This window comes from Hymenobacter sp. BRD67 (assembly GCF_013256425.1).
Taxonomy (GTDB): Bacteria; Bacteroidota; Bacteroidia; order Cytophagales; family Hymenobacteraceae; genus Hymenobacter.
Window position 1 is genome coordinate 1,592,006 of record NZ_CP053904.1, and the last position, 21,014, is coordinate 1,613,019.

Below are 21,014 nucleotides of genomic sequence, written 5' to 3' on the forward strand. Positions count from 1 at the left end.
GAGAAGTTAGGTGTTTTTAACACCTGCTTCTTGAAACCCTGACCGTGCCACCGGCCAGGGCTGTGTCTTTTTTTAGACTTCCGAGGTGAGGTAATTTAACCGTGCGTTGGGGTAAAGATAGACGCACGGTTATTCCTAGGCTCATCTATTTCGCTGGTTTACTTCCCATCACAAACTCCAGCGTGCCACCCTGCCGCACCGCCTGCACCGGCAAAAACGGCCGCGTCAGCAGCTTGCCATTGAGCCTGGCCGACTGCACGTAGACGTTCTTATCGCTCTGATTCTTAACCGTCACGGTGAAGGTTTTGCCCTCGCCGACTTGTAGCACGGCGCCGTGCACGGCCGGGCTGCCGAGCGCATACTCGCCCGAGGCGGGGGCGACGGGGTAGAAGCCCAGGGCCGAGAAGATGTACCACGCGCTCATCTGGCCGCAGTCGTCGTTGCCGCCGAGGCCGTCGGGGCCCTGACGATACATCTTGTTCAGTATCATGCGGATGCGGGGCTGGGTTTTCCAGGGCTGGTTGGTCCAGTTGTAGAGGTAGGCGGCGTGGTGGGCGGGCTCGTTGCCGTGCACGTAGTTGCCGATGATGCCGTCGCGGGTGATGTCCTCGGTTTCGGCGAAGAACTTATCGGGCAGGCTCATGGTGAAGAGCGAGTCGAGGTGGGGTACGAAGCGGGCGTTGCCGCGCATTTTGGCGATGAGTGCGGCCGGGTCCTGAGGCACGTAAAGGCTATAGTTCCAGGCGTTACCCTCAATGTAGGCGGGGTCGCTGGTGGTGAGCACGTCGAACCTGGCCCGGAATGAGCCGTCGGCCGAGCGCGGGCGCATGAAGCCGATGCGGGCATCGTACACGTTCTGCCAGTTGGCGGCCCGCTGGCGGAATTCCTGCTCGATATCGGCGCGGCCCAACTTGTGAGCGGCCTGCGCAATGCAATAGTCGTCGAAGGCGTATTCCAGCGTTTTTGATACGGAAGCGCCGCTTTTATCCTCGGGCACGTAACCTTTATCCATATAGTCGCCCAGGCCATCGTACCAGCGCTGGCGGGCAGTGGTGATGCAGGCGTCGAGGGCGTGGTTTTGGTCGAAGGGGCATTGCCGAGCACAATGGCATCGCAGAGCACCGGCACCGCGTGGTAGCCAATCATGCACCAGTTTTCGTTGGCGTAGTGGCTCCACACGGGTAGCATGTGCTCGGCGCTCTGGTCGAAGTGAGCGAGCATACTTTGCACCATGTCGGCGTTGCGCCGGGGCTGCACGAGGTTATAGAGCGGGTGCAGGGCCCGGTAGGTATCCCAGAGCGAGAAGGTGGTGTAATTGGTGAAGCCCCTGGCCGTGTGGTTGTTCTGGTCGAGGCCGCGGTACTGGCCATCCACGTCCTGGTAGATGGTGGTGCCGGTGAAGGCGTGGTACATGGCCGTGTAGAAGTTCTCCTTATCGACCCGGCGCGGCGAGCTGATGGTAATTTTGCTCAGCTCCTGCTGCCACTGGGCCTGGCCGTTTTGCTTGTAGTCGGCGAAGTTCCAGCCGGGCGCTTCGGCGCGCAGGTTGGCCAGGGCCCCGGCGGTGCTCACGGGCGAGAGGGCCATTTTCAGCTTGATTTGCTGACCGGCCTGGGTAGGCCCGAAATCGAAGTGCATACGTAGCTGGTGGCCGGCCAGGTCGGGCCAGTTGTGGGCCTGGTCGAAGCGGCCCCAGAAGCCCCGGTAGGCTTGCTTGGGGTCGTAGCTGCGGCTGCCGTAGGTTTTGAAAGGCCGCGAAAAGCTGAGTGCGAAGTACACCGTGCGGGTGCGGCCCCAGCCGTTGGTTTGGCGGTAGCCGGTCACGAGCGAGTCGTTTTCGACCCGCACGAAAGCCCAGGTATTCTTGCCGGGATAGTTATAAATACCGGCCATTAAGTCGAGAATAACGTGCGACTCAGCCGCCTGCGGAAACGTGTACTGGTGAATGCCAACGCGGGTCGTGGCTGTCAATTCAGCCAGAATATCATTGTCCGCTAGCCGTACTTTATAGTAAGCCGGCTCAGCTACCTCGGTCTGGTGCGAGTAGGCCGAGCGGTAGCCGCTCAGCGGCTTATCGGCGGTGCCGGGGTTAAGTTGGAGCGGCCCGGTGGTGGGCATTATCAGAAAATCGCCCAGGTCGGAATGCCCCGTGCCGCTGAAATGCGTGTGGCTAAAGCCTACGATGGTGGGGTCTTTGTACTGATACCCCGCGCAGTAGGCATATATCTCGGGGTTGTACTTTCCGTTCTGCTCGTAGCTGATGGTGTCGGTATCGGGCGAGAGCTGCACCGCGCCGAAGGGCACCGTGGCACCGGGGTAGGTGTGGCCCATACGGGCCGTGCCCACCAGGGGTGGGCGTACTGCACCAGGTTTTCCTGGGCGTGGAGTGCCACAGGCAGGAGCAGGGCAGCGGCTGGCAGAAAGTACTTCATGCCGGTAAAGTAAGCTGAAGCAACGGGGTCAGCTCTTTGTAGGGTCTCGCTAGGCAAGCGCCTCGCGCCGGCTGCCAGCTAAAAACCCGGTGTATAGTGCCAGTCTACGCACCAAGTTATCAACGCCGGCCCCAATTCCGTCAGGTACTAAGTGCCTGGCCGGTTAGCTACTGGCGCGGTTTCGGAATCAGTGGACAGCCGCGGTAGTAGCGCGGGCTTTCAGTCCGCGAGTACTAGACCTGCTAACGTGCGGACTGAAAGTCGGCGCAACGATAACGGGACTACGAAACGGCGCTAAGCCGACTTATCAGCAATAAAATTGAGGCCAAAAAACAGGTTTTCCTTAAGCAGCGCGTTGCGGCGCCATAGGTTGTTCTCGCGCTTCAGCAGGTGGGGCACGTTGTCGGGCTTAAACATGAAGGGCGGAAAGAGCCGGATGTACTGCACGCCGCTGGCCGGAATGCGCAGGCCCTGCCGGGCCAGCTCGCGGCGCCAGGTAGCGAGGTTGCGAATGTTCTCGTTGCCGATTAAGATGTTCTTCTTTAATGTGTCATCATATATTTCGATGATGCGCTTGTTGCCCCGGCGCAGATAAAGCTTCAGGGTCTGCACTACGTTGCCGCCGTTTTCCTCCACGATAATCAGGTTGCCGCCGGGGCGCAGGGTTTCGCGGAAAATGCGCAGGGCTTCCTGCAGCGGCTCCAGGTGGTGCAGCGTGTCCTGGATAATGACGTGGTCGTAGGCCGCGGCGGGCGGGGCGAGTCAAACAGGTTTTCGTAGCTATAGGTAAAGCCCGACACATCGCCAAACTGTGCCCAGTAGCGCAGGCGCTCCGGAATCTGGGCAAAGTAGAATTCGAGCGTTGTACCGTGAACTTTATAGCCGTTTAGCGCCAGAAAGATGGCCGTGGTACCATAGCCGCAGCCGCAGTCCCAGAGGGCGGCCTCCTTGTTGGGCAGGTGTTCCAGAATATAGTGCAGGCGCTGTACTACGTAGGCTTTGCGAAACTCGAAGCTGGCCGGGCTGGCCAGGAACTTGTAATAGCTGGTCAGCGCCGGATTGGCACGTAACTCATCTAAAAATAGCTCGAAGAACTCATTTACTGTCATATAATAAAAACCACTGCCCGGAAAAAGCAAAAGGCTGGTAAGGTGAAGCAGTCCGGTAGCCCGGCGAAATTACGCGCCAGCCGGTAAAGCCACCTATCTAATGCGCGGCGGCAGGCCCTAAAATGTATTATCCAACTGGCTACCCCTTTGCGCGTTCTACTCTACCAGCAGGCGCATAACACGCGTGGTGAAACCAGCCGTTACCCGGAATAAGTAGAGGCCTGGAGCCAGGCCGAGTAGCCCTACTGTAGGGGAGGTGGTAGTGCGTACAAGCCGGCCCTGATTGTCATAAAGCTGCCCGGTCATGGCGACGGCGGAAAGCCCCGCCAAGGTCACCTGCTCGTGGGCAGGGTTAGGTACCAGCTGCCAGGATATAGGCAGTATGGCCACCGTAGCTGCCAGGGTTGCGCTCCCCATGGGGATATAGATAGGAAGGGGATTGAGGTTGGACTGAGCGAGCTGGCCCTGGTCGTTGAGGCCCCAGGCCCAGAGCTTACCACTGGCAGCCAAGGCAGTTGAGTGGCTGTAGCCAGCCGCTACCAGTTGCCAGGTAGTGCCAGCGCTGATGGCACTCGGGTAGCCTGGGCCGAGGTAGTACTATTGCCTAGCTGGCCATAGTAGTTATTGCCCCAGGTCCACAGAGAGCCATCAGCTTGAACGCCTAGGGTATGCTGCTGGCCGGCACCTACGTATTGCCAGTTGGTGGCAGTGCCTACCTGCCCAGGCAGGGCCAGGGAGGTAGTGCCAGTACCAAGCTGACCGCTATCGTTGTTGCCCCAGGCCCAAAGGGTACCATCCTGGCGGATGGCCACGGTGTAGAGCTGACCGGCGCTCACGCTCTGCCAGGCGGTAGCCTGGGCAATCTGTATCGGCGTTGACCGAGTGGCCGTGGAGCCATCACCAAGCTGGCCGTAGTTATTCAGGCCCCAGGCCCAGAGCGAACCATCAGCGCGGATAGCGGCTGTGTGGTAGTAGCCGGCGGCCACCTGCTGCCAAGTAGTGCCGGCACTCACCTGTGTTGGGGTAAACTGCGCACTAGCCGGCCCAAAGCCCAGCTGGCCATAGGTGTTGTCGCCCCAGGCCCAGAGGCTACCATCGGTGCGAATAGCGAAGGAGTAGAGCTGGCCGGCACTCACGCTTTGCCAATTGGTTTCGGTGCCTACCTGTACCGGTACCGATTTTGCAGCGCCGGTTCCCAGCTGGCCATAGGTGTTGTCGCCCCAGGCCCAGAGGGTACCATCGGTGCGAATAGCCAGCGTATGTGAAGCGCCGGCCGCCACGCTTTGCCAGTTGGTAGCAGTGCCTACCTGGGCAGGGCTGCTCTGTTCGGCTGTAGTGCCGATACCAAGCTGCCCGGTAGTGTTCTGGCCCCAGGCCCAGAGGGTACCATCTTGGCGAATAGCCAGTGTATGGTACTGGCCCGTAGCGATACTTCTCCACGTAGCTGCCGGGATAACCTGGGCGGGCGTAAGCTGTAGTCCTGTTCCATTGCCGAGCTGGCCGTAGGCATTGTAGCCCCAGGCCCAGAGCGTGCCATCGGTACGAATAGCCACGGTATGCCCGTAGCCGCCGGTAACGCTTTGCCAGGTGTTGGCTGTCCCTACCTGCATGGGGTAGCCTGGTAGGCTGAATGACCCAGGCCCAGCTGGCCCCAGTAGTTGTAGCCCCAGCTCCAGAGCGTGCCATCGGCACGAGTAGCCAAGGTATGGTAAGCTCCCGCCCCTACGCTTTGCCAGGTAGTATTGGTTCCTACCTGTAGGGGAGCAGATTGGTTAGCCGTGGAGGCGGTACCTAGCTGGCCATAGGTATTCTGGCCCCAGGTCCAAAGCGTACCGTCGGTACGAAGGGCTACCGAATGGTAGAAGCCGGCCGCCACGCTTTGCCAGTTGTTGCCCGTTCCTATCTGAATTGGCTTAGTCTGGCTGCCCGCTGCTCCCACGCCAGATTGGCCGTAGTTATTCAGGCCCCAGCCCCAAAGTGTGCCATCGGTATGCGTAGCCAGGGAGTGATAGGCCCCCGCCGCTACGCTTTTCCAGTTGGTAGCAGTACCTATCTGAACCGGCGTTGCCTGGGTGTCAGTGGTGGCATTGCCTACTTCACCATCGTAGTTGAAGCCCCAGGCCCAGAGGGTGCCATCGGTACGCACAGCGAGCGTGTGGTAGTACCCAGCACTTACGCTCTGCCAGTTTGTAGCGGTGCCCACCTGCACGGGGGAGGTCTGGTTGCCTGCCGCTGAGCTGTTACCCAGTTGGCTATAATTATTAAGCCCCCAGGTCCATAAGGTACCGTCCTGCCGTACCGCTACCGTGTGGTACTGCCCGGCCGCTACGCTTTTCCAGTTGGTAGCAGTGCCTACCTGCACTGGGCTAGTCTGATAAGTGGTACTACCGATGCCAAGCTGGCCTTGCGCATTCAGGCCCCAGGCCCAGAGCGTACCATCGGCATGAATAGAAAGCGTATGTTGGCCACCCGCGGCAAAAGATTGCGCCCGGGCTGCGAATGCCAGCATCCAAAAGGCCAGCACAAACCATATTCGAGGCGTAAAATTTTGCATAAGTCCTTGAAAGGCGGCGATAAACAAACTGAAAACCAAAAATCGCGCCATTCAGCACTATGGCTGCGCATATTCAGAGAACAATACTGCTGGCAAATGAATGGAATTTAAGCACCAGATTGCTAATTATTCTGAATGAAACACTATTTACGTAAATAGCGGCTGAGCGACGAAATGCTGGCAATGCCCAGCTGCCGCGCCTGCTGCCGGCGCATGAGCAGGCAATACGCGTTATTGAAGCCCAGCGGGGCACGCCAGGCCAGGCCGTAGCGCCGCGCAAACTCGGCCTGCACATAGCTGAATACCGCCCCCGGCCGGCCCCCCAGAGAGTCGAGCACGGCCCGCGATGGTTGCAGCAGCACTTGCAGGCCCGTGCCGGTATACTCGGGATATAGGTCAATCTGCCCGCCCCGCAGGGCTTCAAAGCAGATAGTGGTGCCGCCCAGGCCGGTTTTAGTGGCCACTGCCAGGTCCGTATTACCCCGAATAAGGGCTGCGTACATCTCAATTAGTATATACTGTTCGGCAAAAATTTTGGAGCCCAGGCGTACTACGGGAGCCGTGGGCGGCAGCGTACGCGGTGCTTTCCAGAGGCCCTTGCGGCGCAGCCAGGCCAGGGCCACGGCCCGCGGTTCTTTGTGCAGGTAGTCGACCTGGTAGTTGAGGGTGGTCATGGCCGAGTCGGAAAGCTGGCCGCTGAGCTGGTCGAGCACCGGGCCAAGCTCGGGATGGGCGCGCAGCACGGCGGGGCGCAGCAGCGGCGCGGCAAAGTAGGGTGGCAGGGCGTGGCGGTCGTCGCGCAGCACCTGCAAGCCATAGGCCCGGATGCGCCCATCAGTTGAGTAGCCATCAATAACATCGACGTGGGCCGCGCGGGCTGCCTCGTACACCAGCGCCGGGGCCAGCACCACGTTGGGCAAGTGCGTGAGGCCATACGCGTTGGTGAGGCCGGGCAGGCAATCGGCCCGGCCAATAAACTCGGGCTGAAGCCCGCCCGCAGCCGGGCGCTGGCCTGGGGCAGCCAGTAGCCGCCCGCCAGCAAAGGCAGCGCCAGCAGCAGGCCGCCCCCTGCCAGGCGTACCCGCCGGGCCGATAGCTTTGCCAGCAGGCCCAACCCGGCATCAAAAGCCAGCGCCAGCCCGGCGGCCGGGATGGCCCCGGCCAGTATCATCACTGGATTATTAAGCGCAATGCCGCCGAAGATAAACTCGCCGAGGCCCCCGCCGCCACGTAGGCCGCCAGGGTAGCCACGCCCACATTGATAACGGTAGCCGTGCGAATGCCGGCCATTATAACGGGCAGAGCCAGCGGCAGCTCCACGCGCCGCAGCAGCTGCCCATCCGTAAAGCCCAGTCCGCGGGCCGCCTCCACCACCGCCGGCGGCACGGCTTGAATTCCGGCCACCGTATTGCGAATAATCGGCAGCAAGGAATACAGGAGCAGCGCCAGAATGGCCGGGGTAGCGCCAATGCCCAGCCAGGGAATCAGAAACCCGAGCAGCGCAATGCTGGGCACGGTCTGGAGCACGCCCGCCGCGCCCAGCACGGCCGGTGCCCAGCGCGGCCGGCGCGTTAGCCACAGGCCCAGGGGCACGCCTACGGCCACGCCCAGCAGCAGGGCCGCTGCCGTAAGGGCAATGTGCTGGAGGGTTTGCTGGCCCAGCTTGCCAGCCTGCTCGTGCCAGAAGGTAAGCAGCTCAGAAAGGGTCTTCAAGGAGTAGAAAAACGCGTGGAATGCGAAAAGAAGCAGTGCCTAGCAGGCGTGTTGGCAAATACTCAGCTCAGCGCCGCCTCATCGGCCAGGACCCGGCCAAAAGCGGCCAGAAGTGCTCCCTGCGTGAGCTGGTGCGGCTTATCGGCGAGGCGCAGGCCGGCTGCGCCGGCATCGGCCAGCCGGGCGAGGGCCTCGTGCACGCTGGCCGATGCCGCGATAGTGGGCAGGCCATGCAAAGCAGCAGGAGTGGAGGGCGCTAAAAACGGCTGCACCTCAGCCAGCGCGGTTACGCGCAGCTGCAGAGCCAGGCGCTCGGGCCCGAAGAAGCGGCGCACAAAGTCGTTGGCGGGGCGAAGCAGCAGCTCGCGCGGCGTGCCCAGCTGCTGCAGCCGACCAGTGTGCAGCAGCAGAATGCGGTCGGCCAGCTCGAAGGCTTCCTGCACGTCGTGGGTTACGAGTACCACGGTTTTGCGGCGTAGCTCGTCGAGCTCCCGAAAGTCGCGGCGCACGGCGGCGCGAGTAAGCGGGTCGAGCGCGCCGAAGGGCTCATCAAGTAAAATCAGGGGTGGGTCGGCGGCCAGGGCGCGGGCCAGGCCCACGCGCTGCGCCTGCCCGCCCGAGAGCTGCGCCGGTAGCAGGGCGGCAAAGCGGGCGGCCGGCAGGTGCAGGCGCTCGAGCAGCGCGGAGGTGCGGGCGGCGGTTTCGGCGGCGGGGCGGCCCAGCAGGCCGGGCACCACGCCAATGTTCTGGGCCACGGTGTAGTGCGGCAGCAGCCCTACCTGCTGAATAACATAGCCGATGCCGCGCCGCAACGCCTCGGGGCGCTGCCGGCGCACGTCCTGGCCGTTGATTTCAACCGTGCCGCCGTCGGGCTCAAGAAGGCGGTTTAGCATTTTGAGCAGCGTGGTTTTGCCGCAGCCGCTGGGGCCGAGCAGCACCAGCGTTTCGGCGGCGGCCACGTCAAAGCTGAGGTCATCGACGACGACCTGCGCCCCGTAGCGCTTGGTGAGGTGCGAAACGCGGATGACGGGCGGAGCAGCGGGCGAAGGCGTAGACAAGGCGTGGAGTGTGGCAGGCCAGCTGGGTGGCCGAGGTAGGATACGGGGTGAGGAATTAAAAAGTAAAGACGAATAAGTTAAAATCAGGCAGGTTGTTTTAAATGATTAATATATGAAAAATACGATATTTAGCCTGGCCTGAAGCAGGGGCGCGCCGGGAGGTCGGCGGCGCATACCAAATTCGGTTTTCCCCGCGTTCCATGCCATTGACCGGGCTTGCCGACTATCCGACCGGCGTTTTCTAGCTACTTTTGACCGAATCCGGGCGTGCCTCAGCCGGCGCGCCCGCCCACCGAACCGCTGCCTTCCATGAAGCTACCCCCCGGCTGACGCTGGCCGCCGCCCTGCTGGGTGCCGCCGCCGCCGAGCCTCAGCTTGCCTACGCCCAGCAAACCCAGACCTTCGCCAGCGCCGAGCGCTACTTTCAGGAAGGCCTGGACCTCTTCGATAGAAAGCAGTACGGCGCCGCCCAGCAGGCCTTTCAGCAGTACATGCAGCTGGGCGCCCGCCGCGCCGGCGAGCAAAGCGGCCCGGCCGCCGGCTCGGGCCGGCAGGAGCGCCTGGCCGATGCGGAATACTACTACGCCGTGAGCGGCCTCTACCTGCTGCACCCCGACGCCGAGGGCCTTATCCTGGATTTTGCCCGCCAGCATCCAGCCCACCCGCGCGCGGCCGTGGCGTATTTCGAGCTGGCCAAGTTTTATTTCGACCAGCAGAACTACGCGCAGGCCAGTACCTACTTTCAGAAAGTTGCCCCCGCCAACCTCAGCGCCAGCCAGCGCGCCGAGTCCGACTTTAAGCTGGGCTACAGCCACTTCCAGCTGAAGGAATACGACCAGGCGCGTATTCTGTTCGACCGCAACAAGAAGGAAGACAGCCAGTACCGCTACGCCAGCTCGTACTACGCCGGCTACCTGGCTTACCGCGCCGGCGACTACGCCGGGGCCCGTAAAGACCTGCTCGTGGCTGCCGAAAACGACGCCTACCGCAGCGTGGTGCCGGCCATCATGACCCAGATTTATTACAAGGAAGGCAACTACGACGGCCTGGTGGCCTATGCCACCAAGGCCCTGCAGCAAACGCCACCGCCCCAAAGCGCCGACGAGATTCAGTTGCTGGTGGGCGATGCGTACTACCAAAAGCAGGACTACAAGCAGGCCGGCAGCTACTTCGACCAGTATGCCGCCGCGCATAAGGGTAAGATTGACCCCAGCCTACAGTATAAAATCGGCTTCGCCAACTACAAGGAGGGCGACTACCCGCACGCCATTGCCAGCCTCAAAAACGTGGCTACCCGCCGCGACTCGCTGGGGCAGAACGCGGCTTATCACCTGGGCCTGAGCTACCTGCAGGCCGGCCAGAAAACCGCCGCCCTGGCCGCATTTGATGCCGCCCGCCAGAGCACGCTGCAAAAAAACCTGTCGGAAAATGCTACCCTTAAGTACGCCCAGGTGCAGTACGAATTGGGCAACCTGCCCGAAGTAATTGCCGCCCTGCGCGACTTCCGCAAAAAGTACCCGCGCTCGAAAAACCAGGCCGTGGTAGACCAGCTGCTCAGCGACGGCTTCCTGTCGAGCACCAACTATGCCGAGGCCCTGACTTACCTCGAAGGCCTGGGCGACGACCGGGGCGACAAGCTCAATGGTACCTACCAGCGCATTGCCTACTCGCAGGCCGCCACGCTCTACAACGATGGCAACTACGCCCAAGCCCTGCCGCTGCTGGATAAGTCGCTAAAATACCCGCAGGATGACGCCCTGCGGGCTGCCGCCCAGGTGATGCGCGGTGAAATCTACTCCGTAGGGCAGCAGTACCCCGAGGCCATCACGGCGTATGCCCAGGCTGCCCGCTCGGCCCGGCAGGGCGGCGTGAGCGACGAGGAAACCCAGTACGTGCAGCTGGCCCGCTACGGCCTCGGCTATGCTTATTACAACACCAAGCAGTACGACAAGGCCCGGCCGCAGTTTCAGGCTTACCTCGCCGACCCCGCCGCCAAGCCCGCCGACCCCAACTACTACGATACTACGCTGCGTTTAGCGGATACTTACTATATAGCAAAAAACTATCAGCAGGCGCTGGACTTGTACGACAAGGTTATTCAGGCCAACGCTACCGATAAAGACTACGCCTACTACCAGAAGGGCGTGACGCTGGGCCTGCTCGGCCGCAAGGACGAGGCCAGCCAGACGCTAGCAGCCCTGCTCAAGAGCAACCCCGACTCGCGCTACGCCGAGCAGGCGGTATTTCAGCAGGCGCAGCTGGCCTTCCAGGCCGGCGACTACGGCCCGGCCGCCGAGGGCTTCACCCGCCTCATCGAAAACCGGCCCACCTCGAGCCTGCTGCCCGATGCGTATCAGCGCCGCGGCGTGGCCTATGCCAACCTGGAGCAGCAGGACAAAGCTGTGGCTGATTTTCAGAAAGTGCTGAGCGACTACCCGCGCAGTCCGGCCGCCCAGCAGGCACTTTACAGCTTGCAGGAAAGCCTCACGGCCCTGGGCCGCACCGAGGAGCTCGACCAGGCCGTGGCCAGCTTCAAGGCGCAAAATCCCAACAGCAAGGCCACCGAGATTGTCGAGTTTGAGGCGGCCAAGTCGCTCTACCTGGCCGAAAAATATGCGCAGGCGCTGCCCGCGTGCAGGCTTACCTCAAGCAGTACCCCGACAATGCGCTGGCCCCCGACGCCCGCTTTATTCTGGCCGACTCGTACCTGAAAACGGGGAGAAGGCTACGGCGCTGCCGCTGCTCAAAGCGGTGGTAGCCGAGAATAAAAGTGAGTTTGTGAACCGGGCCGTGGGCCGCGTGGCCGACCTTGAGCTGGAAAACAAGAATTACCCCGAGGCCATCCGGTACTACGACCGCCTGCGCACGGCCTCAGCCAACCGCCGGGAGGTAGCCACCGCCACGCTGGGCCTGCTTAAGGCCACGTATGACAGCGGCGACTATACCAAGGCCCGCAGCATTGCCACCGACCTGAGCACCCTGGCCGGGGCCACAGCCAACGCTACCAACACTGCCTTGCTCTACCAGGGTAAGGCCGATTTTAAGCTTGGCAACCTCGACCAGGCCGCTACCGAGCTGGCCGCAGCCGTGGCCGCGGCTCCCAGCGATGCCACCGGGGCCGAGGCGCAGTACACGCTGGCCGAAGTGCTTTTTAAACAGAAGAAATACGACGAGGCCATCACGCAGGCCTTTAAGGTCAATTCCAACTACAGCGCCTATGAGCTGTGGCAGGGCCGGGCCTTCCTGCTGCTGGCCGATGTGTACACTGCCCAGCGCGACATCTTCCAGGCGCGGGCAACGCTCAACTCGATTATCGACAATAAATTTCCGGTAGCCGAAGTCGTGGATGGCGCCCGCCAGCGGCTCAAAGGCTTGCCCGCCAGCGATGATGAGCCGGCCCCTTCCGCCGAAACCCCCACCAAAGCTCCGGCATCCAAGCCTGCCGCGCCCCCGAAAGCTACCCCGGCCAGACCGGCGTCGGCCAACCCTACCTCTACGAAAACGCCTGTCCGCAGCCAACGGACAGCGCCCGCTAAGCCCGCCGGCAAATGAGTAGCCAGCTGACTAGTCAGCTGATTTCTTAACTCATTTTCTTAGTAGCTCGCTCGCATAAAATTGCTTTAATGAAACATTTAGAGGTGATAAAATCAAGCTTTACTTCCATAGGTGGCCGGTCGCTGCTGGCTGCTGGCCTGAGCGGAGCCGTGGCCTTTGGCGCGCAGGCGCAGGGCCAGCCGGCCAAAGGCAAGTCGCGCGGCACCATCCAGGATGCCGAGATTGAGATTGTGAAAGACCGGGTAAATACCCTGCCCGAGGCCAGCCGGAATTTCGAGAAAATCAGGCTCGACCCGCCGCCCAAGCCTACCCGGCAGGTTACGTACACCTATCCCGATTTTCGGCTGCCCGCCACCCGCCTCAACCCCTCGGTGCAGGTGCTTACCGTGGCCCAGGAAGAGCTGGAGCCGCTAACCGGCAACTACCTCAAGCTGGGCCTGGGCAACTACGGCACGGTGTACGGCCGGGCGCATCTGCACTCGACCCGCAACGACCAGTACAGCTACGGCCTCGACGTGCGCCACCAAAGCTCGGCCACTGGCCCCGTCGATGGCAAGAACTCGGGCGTGAGCCAGACCAGCGCCACCGCTACCGGCGAGTATTATAAGGGAACTACGGCCCTGGGGGCCGCCCTGGATATTGCCCGCGATACCTATCATTTCTACGGTTACGACCGCACCCGGCTGCCCGATGCTCCCGATGCAGACGCTATTAAGCAGACCTTTACCCGCTTTGGTGTGCGCGCCTACGCCCGCAACCGCGCCCCCGACGCGCAGCTGCAATACGAAGTGGGCTGGGCTTTAAGCATTTCAGCGACTCGTACAACGTAACGGAGAGTAACTTCCTGCTTGATGGCAAAGCCGGCTACGCGCTGAGCGAAACCAGTCGCCTCACGCTGGATGCGCAAGCTTCGCTTATTTCCGACAAACAGCCGGCCGTGTTCGGGGGCTTGTCAGCGACTTGGTGCGCACCCGCAACTTCGTGCAGGCCACGCCCGCCTACGAGCTTACCGGTAAAACCGGCCTTACCCTAACGCTCGGGGCCACGCTGGGCTACTCCAGCGATGCAATTGGCAGCTCCAGCAAGGGCATGATTAACCCGGCCGTGCGGCTCGGCTATGCCCTGGTACCCGAAAAATTCGTGGTGTACGGCGGCCTGGGCGGGGCCATTCAGCGCGTCACGCGCTACGACCTGAGCCAGGAAACCCCCTGGCTGGCTCCGGGTCAGACCCTGGCCGATACCCACGCCGGCCCCACCGTGTACGGGGGCTTCACCTCAACGCCGGTAAGCGGCCTTGAGCTGGCCGCCCGCGCTACTTTCGGCCGCTCGCGCAACCTGTATTTCTACCGTAACTCACTGGCCGATACCAGTAAGTTTGACCTCGTGTACGATAGCACCACCATCAACGTCGTAAACGTGCATGCCGAGGCGCTTTACAGCGCCAGTGAGAAGGTGCGGGTAGGCTTCAAGGCCGATTATAACCACTACGGCGTGAAGTCGCTGGCTCAGGCCTACGGCCGGCCGGCTTTCCTGGGCACGCTCTATGGCACCTACAATGTGTTTGATAAGCTGTTGCTCGGGGCTACGTTCTACTATTATTCGTCGAACTACGGGGTAGGGTATGCGTCTGGTGTTACACTGCCTGTGCCACCCCCCCCCGCACCGTCGTCGACCGCCAGACCAATTCGGTTATCGACTTAAGCCTGCGGGCCGATTACCGGATTACCCCAAAGTTCAGCATCTTTGCCATGGGGAATAACCTTGCCAACCGCCATTACCAGCGTTACCTGAATTACCAAAGCCAGGGAATCAATGCGATAGCTGGGCTAACGTACTCATTTTAAGCTGCCAGGCCTTCCCGGCGCGAGAAAGCGAAGCACGATAGCCGGGAAATTGCCTTTTTCTGCCCTTAACTTTAGCCTCGTAACTTTTACCTGCCCGCCTGCTAAGCCTCTCACTCAATGAACCTTTCCGACCACCTACGCCCTTTGCTCCGCGACCACGACTGCGTGATTATTCCGGATTTTGGGGGCCTGGTGGCCGAGTATACCCCGGCGCGGGTGCAGCCTGGCGGCCGGCACCTGCTCAGTCCGCCTACCCGCCAGGTAGCTTTTAATCAGGCCCTTACCCGTAATGATGGACTGCTGGTTGATGCGCTGCGCCAGCACCTGGGGCTGCCCGCCGCCGAAGCCCGCGAAGCGCTGCGCCAGGCCGTGGCCGCCCTGCACCGCGACCTGCAAACCCAGCAGCGCACCGAGCTGCCGGGCATCGGCGTATTTCGCCAATTGGCCGGCCGGGGGCTGCAGTTTGAGTACACCGGCACCGATAACCTGCTGACTGCCTCTTTCGGCCTGCCCGAGCTGACGGCTCACCCGGTATCGGTAATTGACGCCCGCCTGGCCCGTGAGCAGCAGGCGCAGCTGGTGCCCCGCCTGCGCTCCGCCAGCCGGGGGCTTCGGCTGCGCCGGGTGGTGCCAGGGGCGGCTATCGGCCTGCTGGCCGGCCTGGCCGTGGCCGGCCTCTACCTGCTAAACCTGCACCCTGCCGTATTGCCAACCGCCTGGCAGGGCCACCTGCCCCGTTGGGAGAAGGCTTCGCGCCAGGCAGTGCCCCAGCAGGCAGCCCTGGCGCAGCCCAGCTTCTCGGCGCCGGAGGCAGTGCCGGTATCGGAGACAGTACCAACTCCGACTGCGGTGACGGAGAAGCCCGAAGCAGCCTTCGTCGCCGCTCCGGCCCCGGTAGCCCCCCGGCAAACCGACCCCGTTGATGCCCTGCTCTCGCGGCGGCAATCGGTACCCAGTCCGGTACCTGTGCGCCCCAAGAGCAAATCCCGCAAGGTGCCGGCCGCGGCCGCCATTGCCGTTGCCAATGAAAGCAATATTGCCCGGCCCGTACCACTGGCTCAGCGCCATGCCGGGGCGGCCAACATGACTACCTCTTACGCCGTAGCTACGGCGGCTCCGAAGCCGATGCCGGCTTCAGTAGCTCCGGCGGCGGTAGCCACCCCGGTGGCTCGTCCGGCTGTGGCGGTGCATACGGGCAAATCTTCGGCGGCGGTGCCCCCTAAAGCGGTTTTTAAGCCCCTTGCCAAGCCTGCTTTTACCCCGGCTTCTTCAGCTTCTCAGGCCGCCACTACAATTAAAAGCCGCACCGGCCGTTACTATCTCATCATAGCTGCTTACGGTTCGCTGGCTCATGCCGAGGAAGGGCGCCGGAACCTGGCCCATGCCGGCCGCCCGGCCAAAATACTGCTGCCGCCCCCGGTAGCCGCCTTTATCGCCTGTCGGCCGTCGATTTCCCCGACCGAGCTTCGGCAGTGGCCGCGGCCGGCCGCCTGCGCCAGAATCGGCACTTCGATAAAGGGCTGACTATTCTGCCCTATTAATCTGAACGCGAACGCATTGCCTGTCCGGGCCGGCGTCGCGCCGGCCTGCTATTTCGTTTATCCTCTCTTTCGCTGAATGTCCGTCTTCCTGCTGCAAGCTGCTCCCGCCGTTACCACTATTGCCACCGATACGGCTGCGGCCCATGCCAACGCCATGGCTGCCGCCGCGCCTGGCCTCTCCCTCATCGACCTGATACTGAAAGGGGGCTGGATAATGCTTCCTATTTTGCTGCTTTCAATAATTTCAATCTATATTATGATTGAAAGATATATTACCATCCGCAACGCAGCCGGTAATCCCGATTCGTTTATGGCTGGTATCCGGGCGCTTATGCTGAAAGGCGACTTGCAGGGCGCCAAACTCTACTGCGCCCAGAACCCCTCGCCGCTGGCGCGCATGGTGGAGAAAGGCCTGCGGCGCATCGGCCTGCCCATCACCGAGATTGAGGCCAGCGTCGAAAATGTGGGCAAGATTGAGATTGCCCGTCTCGAAAAGAATATCAGCATCCTGGGTATCATTGCTGGCATTGCGCCCATGCTGGGCTTCGTAGGTACCATTATCGGCGTTATCAAGATATTCTTCGCCATCTCGTCCAGCGGCGAGTTTGGCATTACGCAGATTGCCGGCGGCCTCTACACCAAGATGGTCACCTCGGCGGCCGGCCTCATCGTGGGCATGATTGCCCACATCGGCTACCACTGGCTCAGCATTCTGGTCGAGCGCATGGTATTTCGCATGGAAAACTCGGCCGTCGAGTTCATGGACATCCTGCAGGACAATTAATTATTTGATGTGGAAATGTGGGAAATGAGAAAATGAATTGCTAGCCGCGCCAGGTGCTGAGTAGCGATTCTCACATCTCCCACATTTTCAAATTTCCACATTTAACAACGTGAATCTTTCCCGCCGCCACCGCCTGTCTTCGCACGTCGAGACCAGCTCGATGAACGACATCATGTTCTTCCTGATGCTGTTCTTTCTGATTGTGTCCACGATGGTGAATCCCAACGTTATCAAGCTGTTGCTGCCCAATGCCAAGAGCAGCAAGCAGGTAATGAAGCAGCCCATTACGGTATCTATCAACGCGGCCGGGGAGTATTTCGTCAATAAGAAGCCCGTGACGGCCGCTTCGCTTGAACCCGAGCTGAAGGCGCTAATTCCGGCCAGGCAGCCCGCCGAAGCCCAGCCTACGGTAGTGCTGCGCGTCGATGCCGGCCTGAACGTGCAGAAGCTGGTCGACGTACTGGAAATAGGCAACCGTCTGAAGATGAAAATGGTGATGGCGACCCAGTCGCAACAGGCAGCTGGAAAATAGTTAGAAGCTATGAGTTAAAAGTTATGAGTTGGCAGCTTTTGGCTCATTACTTTAACTCCTGACTTTTAACTCTTAACTCATAACTCCAAAAAATGGCCCTCGACTATCCCGAACAGCACCGCCGCGAGGCCCTGATTGGCACGGTGGTCGTGCATCTGCTGCTGGCGCTGCTCTTTTATTTTGTGGTTTTCAGAGGCCCCGACCCGCCGCTGACCGCCCTGGGTGGCGATGGTGTGGAGCTGAACTACGGCCTTGATGAGGCCGGCTCGGGCAATATTCAGACTAAGGCCACCGCCAATGCTTCGCAAAACCGCGAGGACTCGCGCCCAGCGGCGGCTCAGCCTGCCCCCACGCCGCAGCCGACCCAGCCCGAGGTAGAGCGTATGGCGCCGGCCCAGCCCGCCGCCCAGGAAAAAGTAATTACCAGCGACGCGGAAGACGCAGGCGTGACCACTCCGCCCGTTGAGAAGCCCGCCCCCAAGGCGGCCGAGGCCGTGCGCGAAACGCCCAAGCCCCGCGAGCAGCCCCGTACCCTGTACACGCCCAAAGGCAGTGCTACCGGCGTGGCGGGCGGCAACGGCGTAAACGGCAGCAGCAGCGCGCCTACCGGCAACAGTAACGGCGACCATCCCGGCACGGTGGGCGACCAGGGCAACCCCAACGGCTCGCTCGATGCCAAGGCCCTGTATGGCCAGCCGGGCAGCGGCGGCAGCGGCTCGCGCCCCGGCAGCGGTGGTGGCAGCGGCCTCGAAATGAGCGGCTGGCGCTTCGATAATACGCCCGTGGTGGAAGCTGTGGATGACAACCCCGGCGTGGTGCGCTTCAAAATTAAAATCACCGACGACGGTGAGGTGGAGTCCGTCACCAAAGTATCGGGCAACGTATCGCCGGCCCAGGAGAAGCTCTGCCGCGACAAGCTGCTCGACGCCAACTTTGTGAAAACCAACGCCGGGGCGGGCGGGCCACGGGCTTTTATACGTTCCGCTTCACGGTAAAGTAGAGGAGAGCATGACGCTCTTCCTACTTAGTATTAAGCCATAATGGATTAGTATGAATTATCAAGAAACCCTGGCCTGGCTTTACGCACAACTACCCATGTACCAGCGGGTAGGGGCGGCTGGCTTCAAGAAAGGCCTGGGTAATACGGAGGCGCTGGCGGCGGCCCTGGGGCATCCCGAAACGAAGTTTCGCAGCGTACACGTAGCGGGCACCAATGGCAAGGGCTCATCATCGCACCTGCTGGCGGCGGTGCTGCAAAGCGCCGGCTACAAGGTGGGGCTCTATACTTCGCCGCACCTGCGCGAGTTTACCGAGCGCATTCGGGTGAACGGGCAGGAGCTGGCTCCTGGCTACCTGGTGAGCTGGGTGGCAGAGCACCAGCCCCTTTTTACCGAGATTCAGCCGTCGTTTTTTGAGATGTGCGTGGCGCTGGCCTTCGACTATTTCGCCGCCGAGCGGGTAGATGTGGCGGTGGTGGAAGTGGGCCTGGGCGGCCGGCTCGACTCCACCAATATTATTACGCCGCTACTATCGTTAATTACGAACATCAGCTACGACCACCAGGCTATGCTGGGCAATACGCTGCCCGAGATTGCGGGCGAAAAGGCCGGTATTATCAAGCCCGGCCGGCCCGTAGTGGTCAGCCAGACCCAGCCCGAGGTAGCCGCCGTATTTGAGGCCAAAGCCCGGCAGGAGGGCAGCCCGCTGCTGTTTGCCGATACGCGCTACGAAGCGCGCCCGGCCGCCGTCGAGGCTGAAATATGGCAAATATTAGATATTTGGCGCGCTGGCCAGCCGTGGCTCGCACACGTGGAGCTGGGCCTGCTCGGCGACTACCAGCGCCTGAACCTGCCCGGCGTGCTGGCGGCGCTGGATGAGCTGCGCGCGCAAGGCTTTACTATCCCGGAAAGTGCCCTGCGCCAGGGGCTGCGCGACGTCACGCGCCTGACCGGCCTGCGCGGCCGCTGGAGCATCATCGGTCAGCACCCGCTGGTGGTGGCCGACACGGGTCACAACGAAGCCGGGCTGCGCCTGGTGCTGGCCCAGCTGGCGCGGGTGCCGCACCAGTATCTGCACCTGGTTATCGGCATGGTCAACGACAAGGATATTGCTAAGGTGCTGGCGCTGCTTCCCCGCACGGCCACGTATTATTTCTGCCAGGCGGATATTCCACGGGCGCTGCCGGCCGCCGAGCTGGCGGCCCAGGCGGCGGCCGTAGGCCTTCGGGGCGAGGCCTACGGCCCCGTAGCTACTGCCGTAGCTGCTGCCCGCGCCGCCGCCGGCCCCGAAGACGTTATCTTCATCGGCGGCAGCACCTTTGTGGTGGCCGAGGTAGCCGAGTTGTATCAGTAGCACGGCCAGGCGCAGCCGCTGGTGCGGCCGAAGGGAAACCGCGTGGGATTAGCGCGTAGTTTTGTGACCTTTTAGCCTAAAAAATAAATTGCCGTGCCCCGCATTAAACTCCAGCGCTTCGCCGAAAATGCCACCCGACCCGATATCGTAGAGCCGGGCAAGCCAGCTTTTGGCCAGCTTTCCGGCCGTTGGGGCACTGATTTTTTCAACAACCACCATCCGCTGGTGCTTGAAGTGGGCTGCGGCAAAGGCGAGTATACCGTAGGCCTGGCCCAGCTTCATCCCGAGCAGAATTTCCTGGGCCTCGACATCAAGGGCGAGCGCATCTGGCGCGGCAGCACCCGCGCCGAGGCGCTGGGCCTGCAAAACGTGGGTTTCGTCCGCTTGCTGGCGCACCAGCTCACCGAGCATTTTGCCCCCGGCGAGCTGAGCGAAATCTGGATAACCTTTCCCGACCCGCGTCCCCGCGACCGTGATATTAAGCGCCGCCTCACCTCGCCGCGCTTTCTGAATATGTACCAGACGCTATTGGCCGCCGGTGGGGTAGCCCAGCTCAAAACCGATAGCGAAGGCTTATTTGAGTACACCTTGGAAGTGCTGGCCGGGCGGCCCGAAGCCCGCGTAGAGGTCGCGACGCGCGACCTCTACGCCGAAACTGACCCGGCTTTCGCGGCGGCCCAGGCTATCCAGACGCACTTCGAGGGCAAGTACCGCGCGGTGGGCGTGCCCATCAAGTACGTGCGGTTTTCGCTGTAGCGTGAACTCGGCGAGACCGCGCGTGGAAACGGTGTGCTGCATACTACCACGCGTGAACTCGTCGAGTTCACGCTACTACGCTTCTTCCAGGGCCTCAAATACGGCTTCCAGCTCGGTAAAGTCGCGCAGGCCGGGCTTTATCTCCTCGCCCCCGGCTAGGACAAGGCCCGCCGGATGCACCTGCTGGGCCAGGTCGGCGGCTTCGGTCGGGTCGGTGGGGCTGGCCAGCCACAGCGGCGCCTGGCGGGCCAGCTGGTGCCAGTAAGTATAGTCGGCCGGGTAGGGGCGAGGGGCGGTGGTAAACAAGGCAAAGCCCTGCGGAAAAGCGGCGCTGACATCACGAAGTGCCGCTGCGTAATGGGCCTGATTGGTGATAAGATTGGCGGGCACTTCAATCAGGACGGGTACCGCCAGTCCATCGGGCCAGGCCTGGCGGGCGCGGTCGAGGCGCAGCAGCACGCCCGTCAGGCCGCATTCTTCAACCAGGCGATTGATTTCGGGGCCGGCCACGTGGCCAAACTCGCCGATGATATCGACGCCGGCCACCCAGCCCGCCAGCTCACGGGCCGTCGCCGCATCCACGGCCCCAGGCAAGCTGGTGTCGAGCGTAAAAATGAGGCCCTGGGCCCCCATGCCCGCGCAGTAGCGGGCGTCCGAAAGATTATTGATGCCGCGCACGAGCACGGGAAGAGCTAAGGACATTTCTTCAGTGAGTAGTGAACAGTGAACAATTAGTAGTGAGCCGCAAAGGTCGTTCCGATAACTGCTCACTGCTCACTACTCA

Annotated in this window: 20 protein-coding genes and 1 pseudogene; 10 read left to right on the top strand and 11 right to left on the bottom strand. The window is 61.8% G+C overall.

Annotated elements, in window-relative coordinates:
- Positions 1-145: 145 nt before the first annotated feature.
- The 10 genes and pseudogenes from GKZ67_RS23210 to GKZ67_RS07370 all read right to left on the bottom strand — a co-directional run bounded on the left by GKZ67_RS23210 (position 146) and on the right by GKZ67_RS07370 (position 8,866).
- Positions 146-1,177 carry a glycoside hydrolase family 92 protein gene (locus tag GKZ67_RS23210; RefSeq protein WP_317172261.1) on the bottom strand — a complete coding sequence of 344 codons (1,032 nt, stop codon included), beginning with the start codon at positions 1,175-1,177 and terminating at the stop codon, positions 146-148.
- A pseudogene (locus tag GKZ67_RS23215) lies at positions 1,153-2,331 on the bottom strand (GH92 family glycosyl hydrolase); the annotation flags it as partial. The gene GKZ67_RS23210 and the pseudogene GKZ67_RS23215, both read right to left, overlap by 25 nt.
- A 395-nt stretch (positions 2,332-2,726) precedes the next feature.
- Entirely contained in the window at positions 2,727-3,161 is a 435-nt protein-coding gene (locus tag GKZ67_RS07340; RefSeq protein WP_410505061.1) for a hypothetical protein, read from the bottom strand.
- Positions 3,074-3,541, bottom strand: a complete 468-nt coding sequence (locus GKZ67_RS07345; RefSeq protein ID WP_173241749.1) for an SAM-dependent methyltransferase — start codon at positions 3,539-3,541, stop codon at positions 3,074-3,076. Before GKZ67_RS07345 ends, GKZ67_RS07340 begins: the two co-directional genes overlap by 88 nt.
- 156 nt (positions 3,542-3,697) lie before the next feature.
- Positions 3,698-4,051, bottom strand: a complete 354-nt coding sequence (locus tag GKZ67_RS07350) for a T9SS type A sorting domain-containing protein (RefSeq protein ID WP_173241750.1) — start codon at positions 4,049-4,051, stop codon at positions 3,698-3,700.
- Between the two features lie 26 nt (positions 4,052-4,077).
- Positions 4,078-5,151 (bottom strand): RCC1 domain-containing protein, encoded by a 1,074-nt coding sequence (locus GKZ67_RS07355; protein WP_173241751.1) that lies wholly within the window; start codon positions 5,149-5,151, stop codon positions 4,078-4,080.
- A complete protein-coding gene (locus GKZ67_RS07360) occupies positions 5,142-6,095 on the bottom strand; it encodes an RCC1 domain-containing protein (RefSeq protein WP_173241752.1) in 954 nt (317 codons plus the stop codon). Before GKZ67_RS07360 ends, GKZ67_RS07355 begins: the two co-directional genes overlap by 10 nt.
- 143 nt (positions 6,096-6,238) lie before the next feature.
- Positions 6,239-7,051 carry a glycine betaine ABC transporter substrate-binding protein gene (locus tag GKZ67_RS24470; RefSeq protein ID WP_317172297.1) on the bottom strand — a complete coding sequence of 271 codons (813 nt, stop codon included), beginning with the start codon at positions 7,049-7,051 and terminating at the stop codon, positions 6,239-6,241.
- A 214-nt stretch (positions 7,052-7,265) separates the two neighbouring features.
- Positions 7,266-7,808 (bottom strand): ABC transporter permease, encoded by a 543-nt coding sequence (locus tag GKZ67_RS24475; RefSeq protein WP_317172262.1) that lies wholly within the window; start codon positions 7,806-7,808, stop codon positions 7,266-7,268.
- Positions 7,809-7,870: 62 nt separating this feature from the next.
- The gene (locus GKZ67_RS07370) at positions 7,871-8,866 is read right to left on the bottom strand and encodes an ABC transporter ATP-binding protein (protein ID WP_173241753.1); all 996 of its coding nucleotides are present in this window, start codon (positions 8,864-8,866) and stop codon (positions 7,871-7,873) included.
- 251 nt (positions 8,867-9,117) lie between these two features.
- Between GKZ67_RS07370 and GKZ67_RS07375 the strand changes: the two genes are divergently transcribed.
- From GKZ67_RS07375 to trmB, 10 genes are all read left to right on the top strand, one after another.
- Positions 9,118-11,577 carry a tetratricopeptide repeat protein gene (locus GKZ67_RS07375; protein WP_173241754.1) on the top strand — a complete coding sequence of 820 codons (2,460 nt, stop codon included), beginning with the start codon at positions 9,118-9,120 and terminating at the stop codon, positions 11,575-11,577.
- 40 nt (positions 11,578-11,617) lie between these two features.
- Positions 11,618-12,418, top strand: coding sequence for a tetratricopeptide repeat protein (locus GKZ67_RS07380; RefSeq protein ID WP_173241755.1), 801 nt, complete (start codon positions 11,618-11,620; stop codon positions 12,416-12,418).
- 71 nt (positions 12,419-12,489) lie between these two features.
- Positions 12,490-13,251: a hypothetical protein gene (locus GKZ67_RS07385; RefSeq protein WP_173241756.1), complete on the top strand. Its 762-nt coding sequence runs from the start codon at positions 12,490-12,492 to the stop codon at positions 13,249-13,251.
- A 130-nt stretch (positions 13,252-13,381) separates the two neighbouring features.
- Positions 13,382-14,122, top strand: coding sequence for a hypothetical protein (locus GKZ67_RS07390; protein ID WP_173241757.1), 741 nt, complete (start codon positions 13,382-13,384; stop codon positions 14,120-14,122).
- Positions 14,123-14,382: 260 nt separating this feature from the next.
- Positions 14,383-15,789: a hypothetical protein gene (locus GKZ67_RS07395; RefSeq protein WP_173241758.1), complete on the top strand. Its 1,407-nt coding sequence runs from the start codon at positions 14,383-14,385 to the stop codon at positions 15,787-15,789.
- Positions 15,790-15,882: 93 nt separating this feature from the next.
- Positions 15,883-16,590, top strand: coding sequence for a MotA/TolQ/ExbB proton channel family protein (locus GKZ67_RS07400; protein WP_151088490.1), 708 nt, complete (start codon positions 15,883-15,885; stop codon positions 16,588-16,590).
- A gap of 109 nt (positions 16,591-16,699) precedes the next feature.
- Positions 16,700-17,122 carry an ExbD/TolR family protein gene (locus tag GKZ67_RS07405; RefSeq protein ID WP_173241759.1) on the top strand — a complete coding sequence of 141 codons (423 nt, stop codon included), beginning with the start codon at positions 16,700-16,702 and terminating at the stop codon, positions 17,120-17,122.
- A 92-nt stretch (positions 17,123-17,214) separates the two neighbouring features.
- Positions 17,215-18,117, top strand: coding sequence for a hypothetical protein (locus GKZ67_RS07410; protein WP_173241760.1), 903 nt, complete (start codon positions 17,215-17,217; stop codon positions 18,115-18,117).
- A 55-nt stretch (positions 18,118-18,172) separates the two neighbouring features.
- Complete coding sequence (locus GKZ67_RS07415; protein ID WP_173241761.1) at positions 18,173-19,474, top strand: bifunctional folylpolyglutamate synthase/dihydrofolate synthase; 1,302 nt, start codon at positions 18,173-18,175, stop codon at positions 19,472-19,474.
- Positions 19,475-19,567: 93 nt separating this feature from the next.
- Positions 19,568-20,230, top strand: a complete 663-nt coding sequence (trmB, locus tag GKZ67_RS07420) for a tRNA (guanosine(46)-N7)-methyltransferase TrmB (protein ID WP_173241762.1) — start codon at positions 19,568-19,570, stop codon at positions 20,228-20,230.
- Positions 20,231-20,305: 75 nt separating this feature from the next.
- Here the strand turns inward: trmB and GKZ67_RS07425 are convergent, their stop codons facing one another.
- The gene (locus GKZ67_RS07425) at positions 20,306-20,932 is read right to left on the bottom strand and encodes a hypothetical protein (protein WP_173241763.1); all 627 of its coding nucleotides are present in this window, start codon (positions 20,930-20,932) and stop codon (positions 20,306-20,308) included.
- Between the last annotated feature and the right edge of the window lie 82 nt (positions 20,933-21,014).

Coding starts and splice junctions, on each gene's coding strand:
- GKZ67_RS07345 (WP_173241749.1), bottom strand. CDS start 3,541: ATGACAGTAAATGAGTTCTTCGAGCTATTTTTAGATGAGTTACGTGCC.
- GKZ67_RS07355 (WP_173241751.1), bottom strand. CDS start 5,151: ATGCAGGTAGGGACAGCCAACACCTGGCAAAGCGTTACCGGCGGCTAC.
- GKZ67_RS07360 (WP_173241752.1), bottom strand. CDS start 6,095: ATGCAAAATTTTACGCCTCGAATATGGTTTGTGCTGGCCTTTTGGATG.
- GKZ67_RS07385 (WP_173241756.1), top strand. CDS start 12,490: ATGAAACATTTAGAGGTGATAAAATCAAGCTTTACTTCCATAGGTGGC.
- GKZ67_RS07395 (WP_173241758.1), top strand. CDS start 14,383: ATGAACCTTTCCGACCACCTACGCCCTTTGCTCCGCGACCACGACTGC.
- GKZ67_RS07400 (WP_151088490.1), top strand. CDS start 15,883: ATGTCCGTCTTCCTGCTGCAAGCTGCTCCCGCCGTTACCACTATTGCC.
- GKZ67_RS07410 (WP_173241760.1), top strand. CDS start 17,215: ATGGCCCTCGACTATCCCGAACAGCACCGCCGCGAGGCCCTGATTGGC.
- GKZ67_RS07415 (WP_173241761.1), top strand. CDS start 18,173: ATGAATTATCAAGAAACCCTGGCCTGGCTTTACGCACAACTACCCATG.
- GKZ67_RS07425 (WP_173241763.1), bottom strand. CDS start 20,932: ATGTCCTTAGCTCTTCCCGTGCTCGTGCGCGGCATCAATAATCTTTCG.